The sequence below is a fragment of the Methylobacterium sp. 092160098-2 genome, assembly GCF_028920805.1.
In the GTDB taxonomy this organism is placed as follows: domain Bacteria; phylum Pseudomonadota; class Alphaproteobacteria; order Rhizobiales; family Beijerinckiaceae; genus Methylobacterium; species Methylobacterium fujisawaense.
The window spans coordinates 607,217-625,446 of record NZ_JAQPZJ010000001.1 but is presented as its reverse complement, the minus strand read 5'-3'; the positions used below and the strand labels follow the sequence as shown (position 1 = coordinate 625,446).

Below are 18,230 nucleotides of genomic sequence, written 5' to 3'. Positions count from 1 at the left end.
ACGCGCGCTGATCGGCGATCCTGCCCTGGGACGATATGGGCACGACCGTCGCCCGGAGTCGCACGCGTCACGCGCCGCGTGAATCTCCTGTCCGCGTCGGTGCATGAGCGGTGCCCGTCACGGTCCGCCAGCGTGGGCGGGCCCAGCTACATGCCTGAGCCACTGTCCGCAGCGTGATCGAAAGCCACGTGAGCCGACCCCGATCTCTCATCCACGGAATGGGATTCGGGCTGGCGGGAGGCCTGAGCCGACCTCTTCACCGCGGTCGTCGCGCGACAATGCCACGCTATCGGCGTCCCGCGCGGGCGGATACCGAAGCCAAACGCATCGGTGAGTGGACACGCTCCGTCGCCGCCCGCAGATTCGTCCGCCCTCCCGAGCGCCCGACGCCCGACCTCTCCCTGATCGATCCTCGTATGATCCATACCGGCTACAGCCCGGCCCTTGTGGCGCTCTCCATCGTGATCGCGGTGTTCGCATCCTATGCGGCGCTCGACCTCGGAGCGCGCATCCGCCAGCCCGATTCCGGTCCGCGCTGGGCCTGGGCCGCAGCCGCCGCGTTCGCCATGGGCGGTGGCATCTGGGCCATGCATTTCGTCGGGATGCTTGCCTTCGAGATGGGCATGCCGGCGCGGTACGACCTCGGCACGACCGTCCTGTCGCTGTTGATCGCTGTGGGCAGCACGGCCGCGGCCTTTGCCTGGGTGGCGCGGGAAGGCATCGCCACCGCGCCGCTGCTCGTCGCGGGCTCGGCGATGGGCCTCGGCGTGGCGGCCATGCACTATACCGGCATGGCCGCGATGCGGGTCCCTGGGAACCTGGCCTACGACCCGCGCATCGTCGCCGTGTCGGTCGCCATCGCCGTCACCGCATCGACCGCCGCCCTGTGGCTCACCTTCCGTCGCAACCGCCCCTGGCAGAGGCTCATGGCCGCCGGCGTCATGGGGCTGGCGGTCGCCGGCATGCACTACACCGGCATGGCCGCCGCGACCTTCACAGCCGAGGAGGCGGGTGCTCACCCGGCCCACGCGGCCATCCTGTCCACCGGCCAGCAGGATCTCGCCCTGGCGGTGGCCGGTATCACCTTCGTCGTCCTGTTCCTGGCGATGATGGCGGGTTCGTTCGACCAGCGGCGCACCCAGCGGCGCCTACACGTCAGCGAAGCGCGCTTCCGCTCCGCGGTCCGGGCCGTCGATGGCGTGATGTGGACGACGAACGCTGCCGGCGACTTCATCGAGGAGCAGCCGGGCTGGGAGCAGATCACGGGCCATACCTTCGCTGAGTATCGCGGTCGCGGCTGGGCGAAAGCGATCCACCCGGAGGATTTCCCCGAGACGAACCGGATCTGGCAGGAGGCGTCCCGGACGGGCGGCGCCTACGCCGTGGAACACCGCGTCCGCGCATCGGATGGCAGCTGGCGGCACTACGCGGTGCGCGCCGTGCCCGTGCGGGATGCGGACGGGGCGATCCGCGAATGGGTCGGCGTCCACGCGGATGTCAGCGCCCGTCACGCCCACGAGGCCGCCTTGCGGGATGCCCGGGATGCGGCCGAAGCCGCCAACCGCGCCAAGAGCGCGTTCCTCGCCAACATGAGCCACGAGCTGCGCACGCCGCTCTCGGCGGTCATCGGCTACGCCGAGATGCTTCAGGAGGAGGCGGAGGATCTCGGGCAGGACACGTTCCAGGCCGATCTCGGAAAGATCCGCTCGAACGCCCAGCACCTTCTCGGGCTGATCAACGACGTCCTCGACCTCTCGAAGGTCGAGGCCGAGAAGATGGACGTCCTGGCCGAGGACGTCGCCGTCGAGGCGTTCGTGCGAGACGCCGCCGCGACCGTCGAGGGTCTCGTGGCCAAGAAGGGCAACCGCCTCGTCCTCGACCTTGCTCCGGACCTCGGCCATGCACAGACCGACGCGGTGAAACTGCGCCAGTGCCTGTTCAATCTGCTCGGCAACGCCGCCAAGTTCACCGAGGGCGGGACCGTGACGTTGCGGGTCCGGCGCGAGCCCGGACCCCATGGTGACCGGCTGACCTTCGCCGTATCGGATACCGGCATCGGCATGACGCCCGAGCAGCTCGCCGGGCTGTTCCAGAGGTTCGTGCAGGCCGACGAATCGACGACGCGCAAGTACGGCGGCACGGGACTGGGCTTGGCCCTGACCAAGGCCTTCGCCAATCTGATGGGCGGCGACGTCTCCGCGGACAGCGCCGAAGGTCGGGGCACGACCTTCACCCTCACACTGCCGGCGACCATGCCCGGGCCCGAGATCGCGGATGGGCATCCTCCGGCCCTTCACGGTGGCACGGCGGACGGCACGCGCGGTCTGGTTCTGGTCGTCGACGACGAGTCCAGCCAGCGCGAGCTGATGATCCGCTTCCTGGCCCGCCAGGGCTTTTCGGCCCAGGCTGCGGTCGACGGACGGTCGGGTCTCGAACTCGCACGCCAGTTGCAGCCCGTCGCGGTGCTGCTCGACGTGATGATGCCGGAGATGGACGGCTGGGCCGTGCTCGCCGCGCTGAAGCGCGACGAGGCCACCCGGGACATCCCGGTGATCATGGTCAGCTTCGTGGCCGATGCCGCACTCGGGGCCGCGCTCGGGGCGGCCGGTTCGCTTCCGAAGCCGGTGGACTGGAGCCGCCTGAAGGGGGTGCTCGACCGGATCGGCGCCGGCGCGGGCGACGTGCTGGTGGTGGATGACGACGCCGAGATGCGGCGCCGGCTCCGCACCGTGCTGGGGCGCCAGGGGTTCGCGGTTCGGGAGGCCGGCGACGGGGCCGAGGCCCTGGCCAGCGTGCGCGCGGCGCGCCCGGGGCTCGTGCTCCTCGACCTGACCATGCCGGTGATGGACGGCTTCGCATTCCTGCGCGCCCTGCGGGCAATGCCAGGCGGCGACGAAGTTCCGGTGGTCGTCCTGAGTGCCCGCGACGTCTCGGAGGAAGAGCGTCATGATCTGTCTGCCGCCGACCGGATCTTGCGCAAGGGTGACGCCAGCTTGCAGGACGTTGCCGCGGAAGTCGGCCGGCTCGGCCGACTGAACCCGTCCATCCCGGTGCGTGCGACGGACGGCTGATCGACAGGCCGCGCGTCCATCCCTCGACAACCGGCGTCGCCCGGGTGACGTTCGCACGCACCGTCTTGGGGCACCGCTGGCCGTCTTACCGGGAACCCGAACGCCGGCAGCCCTGTGCCGATACGCGGGGACGGCGGATCTCCACAGATCCCGGGGATCTCTGCCGGGCAAAATCGCCGCGCCTGTCTGCGATCGGCACGCGTTCCGCTGTCGATTCTCTCGGGCGCGATCGAGAAAGCTTCACCCCCGCGCGTTGCCAAGCAGCTCCCGCAGGTTGTCAATCAAGTCGTCCGCACGGAATGGTTTCTGCAGCAAGGGGAAGTCATTGGCATCCTGACCTTCCCGAAGGTAACCGGAGGCCAGCAGGATCTGCATGTGTGGCCATTGCTGCCGGATGATGTGTCCGAGCTCGATGCCGTTCATCGTGCCGGGCATGTTCACGTCGCTGAAAACGAGGCAGATATTCGCCTCCCTCCGCAGAACGCGCAGAGCCTCGCTGGCATCATGCGCACTGAGCACCTCGAACGCGAGGGCCTCGAGGGTCGAGACAACGGTCGAGCGAACATCGGCGTCGTCCTCGACGACAAGCACGGCCCTACCCGCACCATTCATCGGATTCGGCGGCTCGTTCGTCGCACCCGCAGCGCATTCTTCCGATCTGGGACTTCCTTCAGCGAGCACGGGCATCGTGACGACGAAACGGGTGCCTTGATGCGGCGTGCTGTCGACAACGATGGTCCCGCCGCTCTGCTGCACGAAGCCATAGACCATGCTCAGACCGAGGCCCGTGCCTTTGCCGACCTCCTTCGTCGTGAAGAAGGGTTCGAAGACGCGCGCCAGAACATCAGGTGACATCCCCGTGCCCGAGTCGGCGACCGTGATCTCTACGAAACGCACGTCCTCGACCCCCTCCGGCCCAGTGGGGTCGCGGCGCCTGATGCGGATGTCCAAGGTCCCTCCATCCGGCATCGCGTCCCGGGCATTCACCGCGAGGTTGATGAGAGCGGCCTCGAACTGAGCGTGATCGACACAGACTTCCGGCAGTCCCGCCTCCAGATCCGCGGAGATCGTGATCCGCTCGCCGAGCGTGCGCTCCAGAAGCTTGATCAGGCCAGGAATGAAGTTCGCGAAGGTCAGCGCCTTCGGCTGGAGAGGGGAGCGTCGCGAGAAGGCCAGCAGCCGGCTGGTGAGTTCGGCGCAGCGATGGGCCCCCTCGATGGCGCTCTCGATGCGGCGGTGCGCCTTCTCATTGCCCAGCAACGCGCCCTTGACCAAGTCGAGATTGCCAATGACGATGCTCAACATGTTGTTGAAATCATGCGCGATCCCGCCGGTTAGGCGGCCCACCGCCTCAAGCTTCGAAGCGTGCTGCAAATTGAGCTCAAGTTCCTTGCGCTCCGTCACGTCGAACCACATCCCGAAGAGTTCGACCGCCGTGCCGCTCTCATCACGGTTCACCGCGATCTGGTCGAGGATGTGCCGCTCCATGCCATCCGCGTTGCGCCAGCGATATTCCAGAGCCACCTCGCCGGTCTCGAGGACCGCGCAAAGCGCCGCCGACACCCGCTCACGGTCGTCTGCTTCGAGGCGGGAGCTCCAGAGGCCGGAGGTGGCGAAGGTCTCGCGCGAGAAGCCGGTGATGCGCGCGATGCTGTCGTTGGTGAAGTAGAGGCGTCGGTCGGCGACGCCGATCGGTGAGGTGTAGAGGGCGATGGGAAGGCCGCGCAGGACAGCGGCCTGATGCTCTTCCCGCCTGCGCAGCGCCTGCTCGGCTTCCAGTTTCTCACCGCGTACGCGAAGGTTCTCCAGGAGCAGACGCTTCTCGGCAGTCGCGTTGCGCTTGATCTCTTCGGTCTTGCGGTAAAGATCGACGAAGACATCGACCTTCGACTTCAGCACCAAAGGCTGGATCGGCTTGAACACATAGTCGACCGCGCCTGCGGAGTAACCGCGGAAGATGTGGATGTCGTCCTTGTTGTGGGCCGTGAGGAACAGGATCGGGACACGGGATGTGCGCGAGCGGCTGCGGATGAGGGCGGCCACCTCGTAGCCGTCCATGCGCGGCATCTGTACGTCGAGCAGAATGAGGGCGAAGTCCTCCCGGAGGGCCCGGCGTAGGGCTTCCTCCGGCGAGTTCGCTAGAATCAAGTCGGTCTCGGGATCGGCTAGAATCTCGGAGGCGGCAAGCAGATTACGCTGGTCGTCATCGACGATCAGGATCTTGGCTCGGACCGGGGCCAGCTCGGTGGGTAAGCCGAGCTGTCCCGCCGTATCGTCCGGACCAGCCGGATGGGGATCCAGTCGGCGGCTCATCGGGGTTGCCGCTCGAAGTCTCTCGCTCCCGCGCGCAGCGGCGTTACACCGTCGGCGATCTCGCCCCGTCGTGCCAACTGCACCCGCAGCACGGCCAGCAGCTCGTCCATGTCGATCGGCTTCGAGACGTAATCCGACGCGCCCGCCTCGAGGCACTTCTCGCGGTCGCCCTTCATGGCCTTCGCGGTCACGGCGATCAGCGGCAGGCTTCGGAAGGCGCCCTGGACCCGGATCGCGCGCATCGTCTCGTAGCCGTCCATTCCTGGCATCATGATGTCGATCAACATCGCGTCGATGTTCGGATGGGATTCGAGCAGCGCGATGCCGTCATGCCCGTTCTCCGCGAACAGAACCTCAAGCCCGTGCTGCTCCAGGGCGCTCGTGAGCGAGAAGATGTTACGCAGGTCGTCGTCGACCAGGATGACCCGGCAGCCCTGGAGAGACACGCCGTCACTGCGATCGCCGGGACCCTGCTCGTCGGCCGGGGCGCTGGCGATGGCCCGATGCAGGAACAGGGCGGTCTCGTCGAGAAGCCGCTCGGACGAGCGCGTGTCCTTGATGATGATCGTCGAGGCGGTCTGCCTCAGCTGCTGCTCTTCGGCGGGCGTGAGCGCCCGACCGGTATAGACGATGATCGGCAGTTCCTCCCCGTCCTGCGAGGCGCGGATCTGCTCGATCAGCTCGGAACCACCGATATCGGGCAAGCCGAGATCGATGATCGCACAGTCGAACCGGCCGCCGGTCAGGGCTTCCAGTGCGGCCGACGCCGTGCCGACCCCGAAAATCTTGACGTCCTCCTCGCTCAGGAGCGCCGTGATGCTGGCGCGCTGGTTCTCGTCGTCCTCGACGAGCAGAAGGTTGCGGACGGGCCGCGTGATGAAATCCTTCGAGAGCTCCAGGGCCCGCAGCAGGCCCTCGCGCTCCACGGGCTTCTCCAGAAAGCCGAACGCGCCGGCGCGCAGGCCGCGCTTCTTCTCGTCGTTGACGGAGATGACGTGGATCGGGATGTGGCGGGTGCGGGAGTTGTTCTTCAGGAGGTCGAGCAGGGCCCAGCCGTCCATGTCGGGCAGGCCGATATCGAGGGTGATGGCGTGCGGCTTGAAGCGGTGGGCGAGGCTCAGCGCGCCGGCACCGTCTTGCGCGATCAAGCCTTTGAAGCCGCGTTCGCGCGCAAGTTCCAGCAGCACCGAGGCGAACATCGCGTCGTCCTCGACGATGAGCACGATGTGATCCCCCGGGTGGATGGCATGGCGGTCGTCCGCGGCGGCCGAAAGGGCCATCGCGGCGTTCGGCTGGCGGCCGGTCAGCGCAGCAGGTCCGGTCCCCGCGGCCGTCTCCCATGCGCGGCCCGTGACTGCCTGAACGGGCGGTTCGAAGGGCAGGAACAGGGTGAAGGTGCTGCCCGAACCGATGCGGCTCTCGACCACGATCTCGCCGCCCAGCAGGCGGGCGATCTCGCGGCTGATGGCGAGGCCGAGGCCGGTGCCGCCATACTTGCGGCTCGTGGTCCCGTCGGCCTGCTGGAACGCCTCGAAGATGATCCGCTGCTTATCCTCGGCGATGCCGATGCCGGTATCGGTTACGGAGAGGGACATCCACTGGCTCCCGGCGCGCAGCGGCGAGCCCTCGGCCGAGCCGATCTTGAGCGAAACACTGCCCGTCTCGGTGAACTTGAAGGCGTTGGAGAGAAGGTTTCGGAGAACCTGCTGCAGGCGCTTGGAATCCGTGCGTACCGACCGCGGCAAGCCGGGCTCGACATCGATCACGAAGGCGAGGTGGCGGTCCTCGGCCAGCTGGCGGAAGGTCCTTTCGAGGTTCTCGACGAGATCTTGCAGCGCGACATCGCCGACTTCGAGCGACACCGTCCCGGACTCGATCTTGGAGAGATCGAGGATGTCGTTGATGAGCGACAGGAGGTCGGTCCCGGCTGCGTTGATGGTCTTGGCAAACTCCCGCTGCTTGTCTGTCAGGTTCCCGTCGCGGTTCTCGGAGAGAAGCTTCGAGAGGATCAACAGGCTGTTGAGCGGCGTGCGCAGCTCGTGGCTCATGTTGGCCAGGAACTGTGACTTGTAGCGCGAGGTCAGGCTCAGCTGCTCGGCCTTCTCCTCCAGCGCCGTCTTGGCGACGGAGACCTCGCGGTTCTTGCCCTCGACCTCGCGCTTCTGGATTTCGAGCAGCCGCGCCTTCTCCTCCAGCTCCTCGTTGGTCTGCTGCAGGCGCTCGCGCTGGCTCTTCAGCAGATCCTCGGATTGCTGCAGGGAGGCCGCCTGAAGTTCCAGGCGGTCGTTCGTCTTCTTTAGCTCCTCTTGCCGGCTCTGCAATTCGCCGGTCAGGAGCTGCGACTGCTTGAGGAGACCTTCGGTCCGCATGTTGGCGGCAATCGTGTTGAGCACGATCCCGATGGATTCGGTCAGTTGGTCAAGGAAGGACTGATGGGTCTCACTGAAACGGTTGAACGACGCCAGCTCGATGACTGCCCGAACTTCCTGCTCGAACAGGACTGGCAGGACGATGATGTTGAGGGGTGGTGCCTCGCCGAGAGCCGAGCCGATGGTGATGTAGTCGCCGGGCACGTTGGTGAGGGTGATGCGCTTTTTCTCGAAGGCGCATTGGCCCACGAGACCCTGACGGAGGCGATACCGGTTCGACAGGTTCTTGCGCTCCGTGAAGGCATAGCTCGCCATCAGATCCAGAACCGGCTCTCCGCCATCGTCCTCCACCATGAAGAACACGCCGCGCTGGGCATTCACGAGCGACGCGATCTCGGACAGGATCAGATTTGAGACGGTGGCGAGGTCGCGCTCGCCCTGCAGCATGCGCGTGAACTTGGCGAGGTTCGTCTTCAGCCAGTCCTGCTCGGCGTTCTTGAGGGTCGTGTCCCGCAGATTGCGGATCATCTCGTTGATGTTGTCCTTCAACGCGGCGACTTCGCCGGAAGCCTCGACCGAGATCGAGCGTGCGAGGTCGCCCTTCGTCACCGCCGTCGCCACTTCGGCGATGGCGCGCACCTGGGTCGTCAGGTTTGCCGCGAGCTGGTTCACGTTGTCGGTGAGATCGCGCCACAGCCCGGCGGCACCCGGCACCCGGGCCTGACCGCCGAGCTTCCCTTCGACGCCCACCTCGCGGGCCACGTTGGTGACTTGGTCGGCAAAGGTGGCGAGCGTCTCGATCATCTCGTTGACGGTGTCGGCCAGGGCGGCGATCTCGCCCTTGGCATCGACCGAGAGTTTCCGCGTGAGGTCGCCCTGGGCCACCGCCGTGACGACATCCGCGATGCCGCGGACCTGACCGGTCAGGTTGGCCGCCATCATGTTCACGTTGTCGGTGAGGTCCTTCCAGGTTCCGCCGACGCCGCGGACCTGTGCCTGTCCGCCGAGCTTGCCCTCCGAGCCGACCTCACGGGCAACGCGGGTCACCTCCGAGGCGAAGGAGTTGAGCTGATCCACCATCGTGTTGATGGTCGATTTCAGCTCCAGGATCTCACCCTTCACGTCGACGGTGATCTTCTTGGACAGATCGCCGTTGGCCACCGCAGTCGTGACGTCGGCGATGTTGCGCACCTGACCGGTGAGGTTCGCGGCCATCATGTTGACGTTGTCGGTGAGATCCTTCCAGGTTCCGCCGACGCCGCGCACTTGGGCCTGTCCGCCGAGCTTGCCCTCGATGCCAACCTCGCGGGCGACGCGGACCACCTCCGAGGCGAAGGAGTTGAGCTGATCCACCATCGTGTTGATGGTCGACTTCAATTCCAGGATCTCGCCTTCGACGGCCACGGTGATCTTCTTGGAGAGATCGCCGTTGGCCACCGCGGTTGTGACCTCGGCGATGTTGCGCACCTGGCCCGTCAGGTTGGCCGCCATCATGTTCACGTTGTCGGTCAGGCCTTTCCACACGCCGCCGACGCCCTTGACCTGCGCCTGCCCGCCGAGCTTGCCTTCCGTGCCGACTTCGCGGGCGACGCGGGTCACCTCCGAGGCGAAGGAGTTGAGTTGGTCCACCATCGTGTTGATGGTCGATTTCAGCTCCAGGATCTCGCCCTTCACGTCGACGGTGATCTTCTTGGACAGGTCGCCATTGGCCACCGCGGTGGTCACGTCGGCGATGTTGCGCACCTGACCGGTCAGGTTGGCGGCCATCAGGTTGACGTTGTCGGTGAGATCGGCCCAGGTTCCTGCCACGCCTTCGACGCGGGCCTGCCCGCCGAGCTTCCCCTCCGAGCCGACCTCCTTGGCGACGCGGGTCACCTCCGAGGCGAAGGAATTGAGCTGATCCACCATCGTGTTGATGGTGTTCTTCAATTCCAGAATTTCGCCGCGCACGTCCACGGTGATCTTCTTGGACAGGTCGCCGTTGGCCACCGCGGTGGTCACGTCGGCGATGTTGCGCACCTGGCCGGTAAGGTTGGCGGCCATGAGGTTCACGTTGTCGGTGAGATCGGCCCAGGTGCCGGCGACCCCAGGAACTTGGGCCTGCCCGCCGAGCTTCCCCTCCGAGCCGACCTCGCGCGCGACGCGGGTCACCTCCGAGGCGAAGGAATTAAGCTGATCCACCATCGTGTTGATGGTGTTCTTCAGCTCCAGGATCTCACCGCGCACGTCCACGGTGATCTTCTTGGACAGGTCGCCGTTGGCCACCGCGGTGGTCACGTCGGCGATGTTGCGCACCTGGCCGGTGAGGTTGGCCGCCATCATGTTCACGTTGTCGGTGAGGTCCTTCCAGGTCCCACCGACGCCTTCCACCTGGGCCTGACCGCCGAGCTTGCCCTCCGTGCCGACCTCGCGGGCGACACGTGTCACCTCGGAGGCGAAGGAGTTGAGCTGGTCCACCATCGTGTTGATGGTCAGCTTCAGCGCCAGGATCTCGCCTTTGACGTCGACGGTGATCTTCTTGGAGAGGTCGCCACGCGCGACCGCGGTCGTGACTTCGGCGATGTTACGTACTTGGCCCGTCAGATTCTCGGCCATCATGTTGACGTTGTCGGTCAAGTCCTTCCAGACACCACCGACGCCCTTGACCTGAGCCTGGCCTCCAAGCTTGCCTTCCGAACCCACCTCCTTGGCAACGCGCGTGACCTCCGAGGCGAAGGAATTGAGCTGATCGACCATTGTGTTGATGGTCGATTTCAGGTCGAGGATCTCACCTTTCACATCGACAGTGATCTTCTTGGACAGATCGCCATTGGCCACGGCAGTGGTGACCTCCGCGATATTGCGGACTTGGCCTGTCAGATTGGCCGCCATCAGGTTCACGTTGTCGGTGAGGTCCTTCCAGGTTCCGCCGACGCCCTTGACCTTGGCCTGTCCGCCGAGCTTGCCCTCCGAGCCAACCTCCCGGGCCACGCGGGTCACCTCCGAGGCAAAGGAGTTCAGCTGGTCGACCATCGTGTTGACCACTTTGCCGATGCGGAGGAACTCGCCCCTCAACGGGCGGCCCTCGATCTCGATCTGCATGGTCTGACCGAGGTCGCCTTTCGCGACCGCCCCGATGACGCGGGCCACTTCGGTGGTCGGTTGAACGAGATCTCCGATCATCGTGTTGACCGAGTCGACACAGTCGTTCCATCCGCCGGTCGCGGCCGGAAGCTTGCCACGCTCGCCGATGCGCCCGTCCTTGCCCACGGCACGAGCAACCCGGTCGAGTTCCCGGACGAGACCCTGATTGAGTTCGAGAATGTCGTTGAACGCGTCCGCGATCTCGCCATCGATGCCCGTGAGATCCAGCGGCAGCCGGATCGAGAAGTCACCTTTCCGAAAGGCGCGGAGGCTCTTCAGGAGGAGCTTCGGCTCCAACTGCGACGTAGTCGGCGTCATGCGGAAACAACCTCAGGGTAGATGCGCATGGCTAAGCGTGGCAGCCATCCGAATCGTCAGCGACTACGAGTGACCACCAACGAAGTGGCACGGCAATTGAGCTCAGCCCAGCGGGTTGCTCAATCGTTTGGAACTCGGGACGAAGCCAAATCGCGAGCCTCGTCCTGCGTAGAACTTGTGTCGTGGCCGATCTGACAGAAACGAATACGCTCACACTGGCATGGCCGTGTCAGGCCGGTTCGGTGCCTCCGGACAGGTCAGCATGGATGCCCGCGCAAGTTGAGGTGCTCCTCGCTGGCAGGATTCGCAACGCGCCAGGCCCGGGCGCGGCGCGCCCGGCTTTTCACAGGACCGGTTTGACAGCCCATCACTTCGGCGGCCGCCTCATAGGTTAAGTCTCGCGCGCTCACGAGCAGCAGACCCCCGCGCCACATCTCAGGCAGCTGACCGATGGGCGACGGGACGGTCGGCAGATCGGAGCGGTGCTCGTGGGCCGCGGGCGCAGCGCGCTGAGTCGTAACGGAGCCGTCCACATTTCCGATCACGCGCCTGCGCTCGCGGCACTCCGCATGAAACAGATTGTGGCTGATGGTGCAGAGCCGCGCCTCCAGGTTCGAGCTTGGCGTGACGTCATCCTGGCGCGTCCAGGCCCGCTGCACCGTCTCCGGCACCCCGTCGTCGGCGCACGCGTCGTCGGCCATGAGCGAAAAGGCGTATACGCGCCGTCCAGCGGGTTTTGCTCAGGAAGACGCGTCTCCAAACGCCTTCTTCTGATAGGCCCGGCTCCTCACCGGCATAGCGGTGCTGGCCAGCGGCTTTGACGTCACCCGGACCCTGCCATCTGTTCAGCATTGGATGCCACCGTGAAGCCCTCGCGGTCGAAGACGTTGTAGAGGACACAGGAAGGATCGAGCCCGAGCCCCGCTATGTGGGTGACAGCGGCTTCCTTGGCTTCGGCCAGCGTGCTGAAGGGATCGGGCAACTGGTACAGCCTTGCTGGCCGTTCCTCGCCGTCGACCTGCGCCGCGAGCGTTGTGATCTCGACTGTGTAGGGCATGATGCTGGCCCACCGGCGCTCAGTGGAACACGCCGAAGAACCACAACAGCAGGATAATTGGCAGCGGGATCCCCAGCAGCCACAGCATTCCACCGCGCAGCATTCGCGCCTCCTTCATGTCAGAAATCGTACCGAAAAACCGGTTCGCTTGTTAATAGAACGCGGCAACATGGGAAAGCGATGCAAAATATCTGCGTCGGTGTTCACGGAGCGGAGACATAATTACTTCAAGTAGCCCCCGCATCGCGTTCCGCCTGTAAGGACGACGTCGGCGAAACCTCAGTGGCCCTGGGGCCGGCAAGCGGATTGGGGATCGGCGCGGCCGAGTTTTTCAGCTGGAATACGGTGAGGACGCCGCAGAATCGCGCCGGGATCGGAAGCAATCCGACCGATTTGGCTGCCTATGGAGTGTGTCCGTTGACCAAATCGCGATGACTTGGCGAGCCTGAGCGCCGTCCGCAAATTAAACTGTAGCCGGTTTGACAGATACCATCTTAAGCAAATCGAGCATGGTATTGGAATTCGACAGGTTTGAGACAGCCCAAGGTCGAGAGCCGCCTTGTCGGGCTATAGAAGCGCTCGATGTCATCGAACACATCCGCGGGCGCCTCGTCCCGCGTGCAGTCGGTCCTCGGGGCCGTGCGCGCGATCGTCAGCGACGAGAAACGGCCTTCCATGGTCGCGCGGTCCCACGGCATCGCCCGACCGGCTCATGAAGCAGTCCATGCCGCGCTCGGCCATCAGGTGCCGGAAGGATTCACTTGCGCATTGCGGTCCCTGATCCGAACAGGCACCAATAGATCTGGTTTTCCCTTGCCCCAGAATGACGTTCTGCTCGCCGTCCAGCCTCCGACCAAGAGCCTATGGTCAATGCAGCGGACCTATCGCCTCGATGGCGCCGAGCAGGTCCTCGACGAAGGCCTTTTCGACCAGCGGCAAGCCAGCCTGCCGCACCTTCGCGCGGATCGCGGCGCTCGGATGGCCTGTGATGATGATCACCGGAGCGGTCCCGCCCGAAGACCGCACGCGTTCGTAGGCATCCAGCCCCGTCATGTCCGGCAGCACGTAGTCGATCACGATGCAGCACGGTTTCGCCTGCGGAAATGCGGCGATCAGCTTGCTGCCCGACTCGAACGTGGCGACCGTGTAACCTTCGCCCTCCAGCATGAACCGTGCTGAACTCAAAATGGCGGCATCGTCGTCCACGATGAAGATCGGCATGACGCTATCCTGGAAGACAGGGTCCGTTCGCCTAACAACTCGACTGGCACCATAGAGCGGGAAATGACGCTGCCACTTCCGCGGTTCCGTCGAATTGCGGAGGATCAAACCCACCGGAGACCGCTCAGCATCCACCAACGCACCAGCTCCTGTCGGTGGGCCGCCTGCGTTTTGGTGATGCGCTTCGCCCGATCAATCCCGACCAGGCGCGGGCTGAAGTCGAGCACGCGACCGATTCTGGCTGGTGTCCCCGCCGACCAGGTGGTCCAGAACGTGTCGCTCGCTTTCGGCGATCCGGCGGATGTGCACTCGCAGCGTGTTCGACCCCGTCTCAGTCACGCAGCCGCGTTACAGGGTGGCGCGCAAATGTCGTACAAGGGCTTTCTCGTCGAACGGTTTCTCGCTGAAGTCGCAGGCCCCGAGCCTCATCGCCTCGACGGCGCACGACGGATCTTCGTGCCCCGTCACCATGACGACAGGCCGCATAGGATCGGTCGCGATCCGGCACCGGCAGCACCAGACTGATCTTCCGACCCACGATCTCGGCCGACCGGTAGCCGAAGATGCGCTCGGCAGCAGGGTTGAACGAAGGGATGATGCCGCGTTCGTCGATGACGATCATGCCTTCAGTCATCGTGTCGGGGATGGCGTACAGGCGCGCCTCGCGCGTCCGCACTTGCGACTCGACCGTCTTCCGCTCCTCTTCGGCGCGCTTGTACGCGTCGATGTCGAAGACCACGCCGCGGTGCCGGACCGGCTGGCCCTCCTCGTCTACCTGCACGCGCCGGCGCGAGCGCAACCGGCGGATCTGCCCGCCGGGATGAACGATCCTGTAATCCACGCCGTAGATCCCGCCGGAGCAGCGAACACGCGCGATGGTGTCGGCCCGAGCAAGTCGGTTGTTAGAATACAGCAGAGCTTTGAACGCGGCGAGATCGGTCGAATGCGCGCGCCGAACCCCGAACATGACAGGCTCAGAGTCTGATGCCTATACTCCCGGCGCAGAGTGTATCTCCCTCGCGCTCTTCATTGTGCAAAGCCTCTAACAGACCAGATCGTCCTCGGTGTCGCGTCAACGTCCCTCTCCCCCCAGGACCAGGCGCAGCGAGCGGGCGAGCTCGTCGCGGCGGTAGGGCTTGTTCAGGACCGGCATCTCGCCTCGACCGATGACCTGACCCTCGTCGAGGTTTGCGACGTAGCCTGATGTGAGCAGGACCTTGACACTTGGCCGAAGTTTCTGCGCCTCGACCGCCAGCTGTGATCCGTTCATCCCGCCCGGCATCACGACGTCGGAAAACAGAATGTCGATCCGCTCCACGCCGCGAAGGTGCTCAAGAGCCTCGACGGCGTTTCGAGCGATGATGACCCGGTAGCGCAGCTCCTCCAGGCTCTCGACAGCCATCCCGAGCACCTGCTCGTCGTCCTCGACCAACAGAACCGTCTCGCCCTCGCCGGCGCGGCGCAGCGGGATCGAGCTCGCCGAAGCGGCGCCCGTCTCATCGCCGGCCGGGTCGGTCGAACGCGGAAAGTACAGGTTGACCGTCGTGCCCGAGCCGATCTCGGACTCGATCTGGGCAAAGCCCTTGGCGCTGCGCGTGAAGCCGTAGACCTGGGAAAGGCCGAGCCCCGTTCCCTTGCCGACCTCCTTGGTGGTGAAGAACGGCTCGAATACACGCTGGAGCGCGTCGGGTGGAATGCCGCTGCCGGTGTCGCTGACCGATACGACCACGTAGGGCCCCGGGGGCACCCCCTGGTCGGCGACGGCCGCGGTGCCAAGGTGGACGTTGCGGCTCACGACCGCGATGCGGGCGTGGCCGTCGCGGCCCTCAATGGCGTCGCGGGCGTTCACGATCAGGTTCAGCACCGCCGCCTCGAATTGTGCCGGATCGATGCGGATCGGATCGAGCGCCGGGTCGAGGTTGAACACCAGCTCGACGGCACCCGTGGCCGCCCGTTCGGCCAGCGGTCTGAAGTCGAGCAGCAGGCGGTTCGGGTTGAGCGTCTGTGGCCGCAGCATCTGCCGGCGGGAGAAGGCCAGGAGCTGCTGCGTGAGCTGCTCGCCGCGCCGGGCTGCGCTCATCGCCGCCTCGGCCAGCCGCTTCACGCGGTCGGTCTGCTCGGGCCGGCGAAGCATCATGTCGAGGCCGCCGACGATGACGGTGAGGAGGTTGTTGAAGTCGTGGGCCACGCCGCCGGTCAGCTGACCGATGGCTTCCATCTTCTGGGCCTGGCGCAGCGCGTCCTCGGTGATGCGCTGGTCGGTTCGATCCACCAGGATCCCGGCGATGCGGGTCGGTACGCCGGACGCGTCGTATTTGACCTGCCCTTTCGCCGCGACCCAGCGCCCGGCGCCGTCCCGGCGCGTGATGCGGCATTCCAGGTCGATCCGGCCGGTCTCCGGGATGGCCGAGAACGCCTGCTCGACCGCGGGACGGTCCTCCTCGACGACATGGGCGAGAAACGTGCCTCGGGTCCACGATGGACACGGGTCGGAATACCCGAAGATGGCATCGAAGCGCGGGGAATGACGGGAGGTTCCGTTCGCGAGATCGAGGTCCCACGAGCCCATGCCGGCTGCTTCGAGGGCGAAGGCCAGGGTCTCCCGGGCGGCCTCGACCTCGCGGGTCCGCTCGGCAACCCGCCGTTCGAGACCCTCGTTGAGGAGTCGCAGGTGCTCCTGCGTGCGCTCACGACCGGCCAGGAGGCTGCGCACCTGATACTGGCGCCGGCGCGCCCGCAGTGCCGACTCGGCGGCACTGATCAGGGTCTCGGCATTGATCGGGCGTTCCAGCAGGACGACGTTTCCGAGCCGCGCGAGGATGCCGGCGGCGGATTCCGACCGGCGGCCTGTCTGCCGCGTCGCCAGGACGATGAACGGGAAGTCGGACCAAGCGGGCTGCGCGTCGAGCCAGGCGAATAAGGCTCCCGTATCCGCCCCGGCGAGCACCTCCTCGGTGACCAAAGCGGCTCCGGCCCCCGCCTTCAGGCCCGTCACGCAATCCGACACGTCGGCACAGACCTCGGTCGGCGTGCCGACGCGGTCGAGCACCTGCGCGATCACCGCCGCGTCACGCCCGCGCGGCGCCAGGACGAGGACGCGCCCTTCGTGATCCGGCGGCTGAGGCATCACGCTTGGCTTCCGAGGGGAGCGTCGTCCGGCAACAGCGCGACTCTCCCTCGGTAAGAGGGCAGCCCCGTGAGCACACCTTGGAAGTCGTCCAGGGCCGAGCCGACCCGCAGCCCCTGACTCGTGAGCTTCAACTCACGGATCGTGCGCTCATGCGCATTCACCCGGCTCTTCACCACAGAAACGGCGGTGCGGACCTCTCCCTTCGCCTCGAAGAACCGGAACAGCAGGATGCCGTCACTGAGATAGCTGAGGTCGACGTCGGTCTGGACATCACCGATGATGCCGTGCTGTCCAAGAACCAGCAGCGTCGTGACGCCCTGCTGATTCAAGTAGTTCAGAAGCTCGTGCATCTGCAGGATGAGGAATTCCTCGCCCGGCATCGCGTGCAGGTAGGCGTTCAGACTGTCGATGACGACGAACCTGGAGCGGCGCTTCTCCACCGCATGCCGAACATGGGTGGCGAACTCACCCGGAGCGAGTTCCGCCGGGTCAATTTGGGTGATCGTCAGCCGGCCCGCCTCTATGTGCGGGGACAGGTTCATGTTGAGCATCGCGGAACGGGCGAGCAGGGTGGCGAGCCCCTCGTCGAACAGGAAGTAGGTCGCCGACTCACCCCGCTCCAAGGCCGCCAGCATGCACCCGAGCGCCGTCGTGGTCTTCCCGACTCCCGATGGGCCGATCAGCAGGGTATTGGTGCCGGGCACCAAGCCGCCGCCGAGCAGCAGATCGAGCTCGGCGGACCCGGTCGAAGCGGCGGTCGGATCGAACGTCGCGTGGTGCTCGGCGGCGACGAGGCGAGGAAAGACCGTCAGACCGCCGGTGTCGAGGGCGAAGTCATGATAGCCGCCGCGGAACTTGATGCCGCGCATCTTGACGATGCGCAGGCGACGGCGCTCGGAGCCGAACTCGCGCGGTGCCTGTTCCAGTGAGATCACCCCGTGGGCGATGCTGTGAAGTTGCTGATCACCCGGCTCCGACGTGCGGTCGTCGAGCATGAGAACGGTGCAGCTGCGTCGGGCGAAATATTGCTTGAGGGCCAGGATCTGACGACGATAGCGCAGCGGATTCTGGGCCAGCAGGCGCAGCTCGGACAGGCTGTCGAAGACGACCCGCGCCGGCTTCAAATCGTCGACGCGAGCAATGACGTCCCTGACGGTCTCGCCCAGCTCGATCTCCGACGGGTGCAGGATTGACTGCTCGCTGTCGGGATCGAGGCCGAACTCGTTGACGAGTTCGTAGATCTCGATGCCGTCGAGCGACCAGCCGTGCGAGGCGGCTGCAGCACACAGCTCATCTTTGTTCTCGGATAGTGTGACGTAGAGGCCGCGCTCACCGCGCGCGGCGCCGTCGAGCAGGAACTGCAGTGAGAGTGTAGTCTTGCCGGTGCCCGGTGTGCCCTCGAGCAAGTATAGTCGATCCTGCGTGAGGCCACCGCACAGGACCTCGTCGAGGCCGGGAACGCCGGTGGATATGCGCCCGTGGACGCCGCGCGGTGTGGCGGAGCCGGAACTGTCTTCTGCCATGATACTGATGCGTCGCGCCTATCCAGATTATTGCTTCAACGTTTTCCCACGAAGAACGCTCCTGGTCGCGCAACGGCTCCCGGCGCACCGCCTCTGCGCACCCTG

9 protein-coding genes are annotated in these 18,230 nt (G+C 65.6%); 1 reads left to right on the top strand and 8 read right to left on the bottom strand.

Annotated elements, in window-relative coordinates:
• Nucleotides 1-416: 416 nt before the first annotated feature.
• Nucleotides 417-3,071 (top strand): MHYT domain-containing protein, encoded by a 2,655-nt coding sequence (locus PQI07_RS02830; protein WP_274925985.1) that lies wholly within the window; start codon nucleotides 417-419, stop codon nucleotides 3,069-3,071.
• Between the two features lie 240 nt (nucleotides 3,072-3,311).
• Here the strand turns inward: PQI07_RS02830 and PQI07_RS02825 are convergent, their stop codons facing one another.
• The 8 genes from PQI07_RS02825 to PQI07_RS02785 form a co-directional block, all read right to left on the bottom strand.
• Nucleotides 3,312-5,384 (bottom strand): response regulator, encoded by a 2,073-nt coding sequence (locus PQI07_RS02825; protein ID WP_274925984.1) that lies wholly within the window; start codon nucleotides 5,382-5,384, stop codon nucleotides 3,312-3,314.
• Nucleotides 5,381-11,194, bottom strand: a complete 5,814-nt coding sequence (locus PQI07_RS02820; protein ID WP_274925983.1) for a HAMP domain-containing protein — start codon at nucleotides 11,192-11,194, stop codon at nucleotides 5,381-5,383. The genes PQI07_RS02825 and PQI07_RS02820 overlap by 4 nt, the downstream gene beginning before the upstream one ends.
• Before the next feature lie 257 nt (nucleotides 11,195-11,451).
• A complete protein-coding gene (locus PQI07_RS02815; RefSeq protein ID WP_182592542.1) occupies nucleotides 11,452-11,895 on the bottom strand; it encodes an RNA polymerase subunit sigma-70 in 444 nt (147 codons plus the stop codon).
• 122 nt (nucleotides 11,896-12,017) lie between these two features.
• Nucleotides 12,018-12,251 carry a hypothetical protein gene (locus tag PQI07_RS02810; protein WP_043382083.1) on the bottom strand — a complete coding sequence of 78 codons (234 nt, stop codon included), beginning with the start codon at nucleotides 12,249-12,251 and terminating at the stop codon, nucleotides 12,018-12,020.
• Nucleotides 12,252-13,118: 867 nt separating this feature from the next.
• Nucleotides 13,119-13,472, bottom strand: a complete 354-nt coding sequence (locus tag PQI07_RS02800) for a response regulator transcription factor (RefSeq protein WP_274925982.1) — start codon at nucleotides 13,470-13,472, stop codon at nucleotides 13,119-13,121.
• Nucleotides 13,473-13,803: 331 nt separating this feature from the next.
• Entirely contained in the window at nucleotides 13,804-14,439 is a 636-nt protein-coding gene (locus PQI07_RS02795; RefSeq protein ID WP_274925981.1) for a PAS domain-containing protein, read from the bottom strand.
• A 105-nt stretch (nucleotides 14,440-14,544) separates the two neighbouring features.
• Nucleotides 14,545-16,599: an ATP-binding protein gene (locus tag PQI07_RS02790; protein ID WP_274925980.1), complete on the bottom strand. Its 2,055-nt coding sequence runs from the start codon at nucleotides 16,597-16,599 to the stop codon at nucleotides 14,545-14,547.
• Nucleotides 16,599-18,125: an ATPase domain-containing protein gene (locus PQI07_RS02785; protein WP_053610321.1), complete on the bottom strand. Its 1,527-nt coding sequence runs from the start codon at nucleotides 18,123-18,125 to the stop codon at nucleotides 16,599-16,601. Before PQI07_RS02785 ends, PQI07_RS02790 begins: the two co-directional genes overlap by 1 nt.
• Nucleotides 18,126-18,230 lie beyond the last annotated feature (105 nt).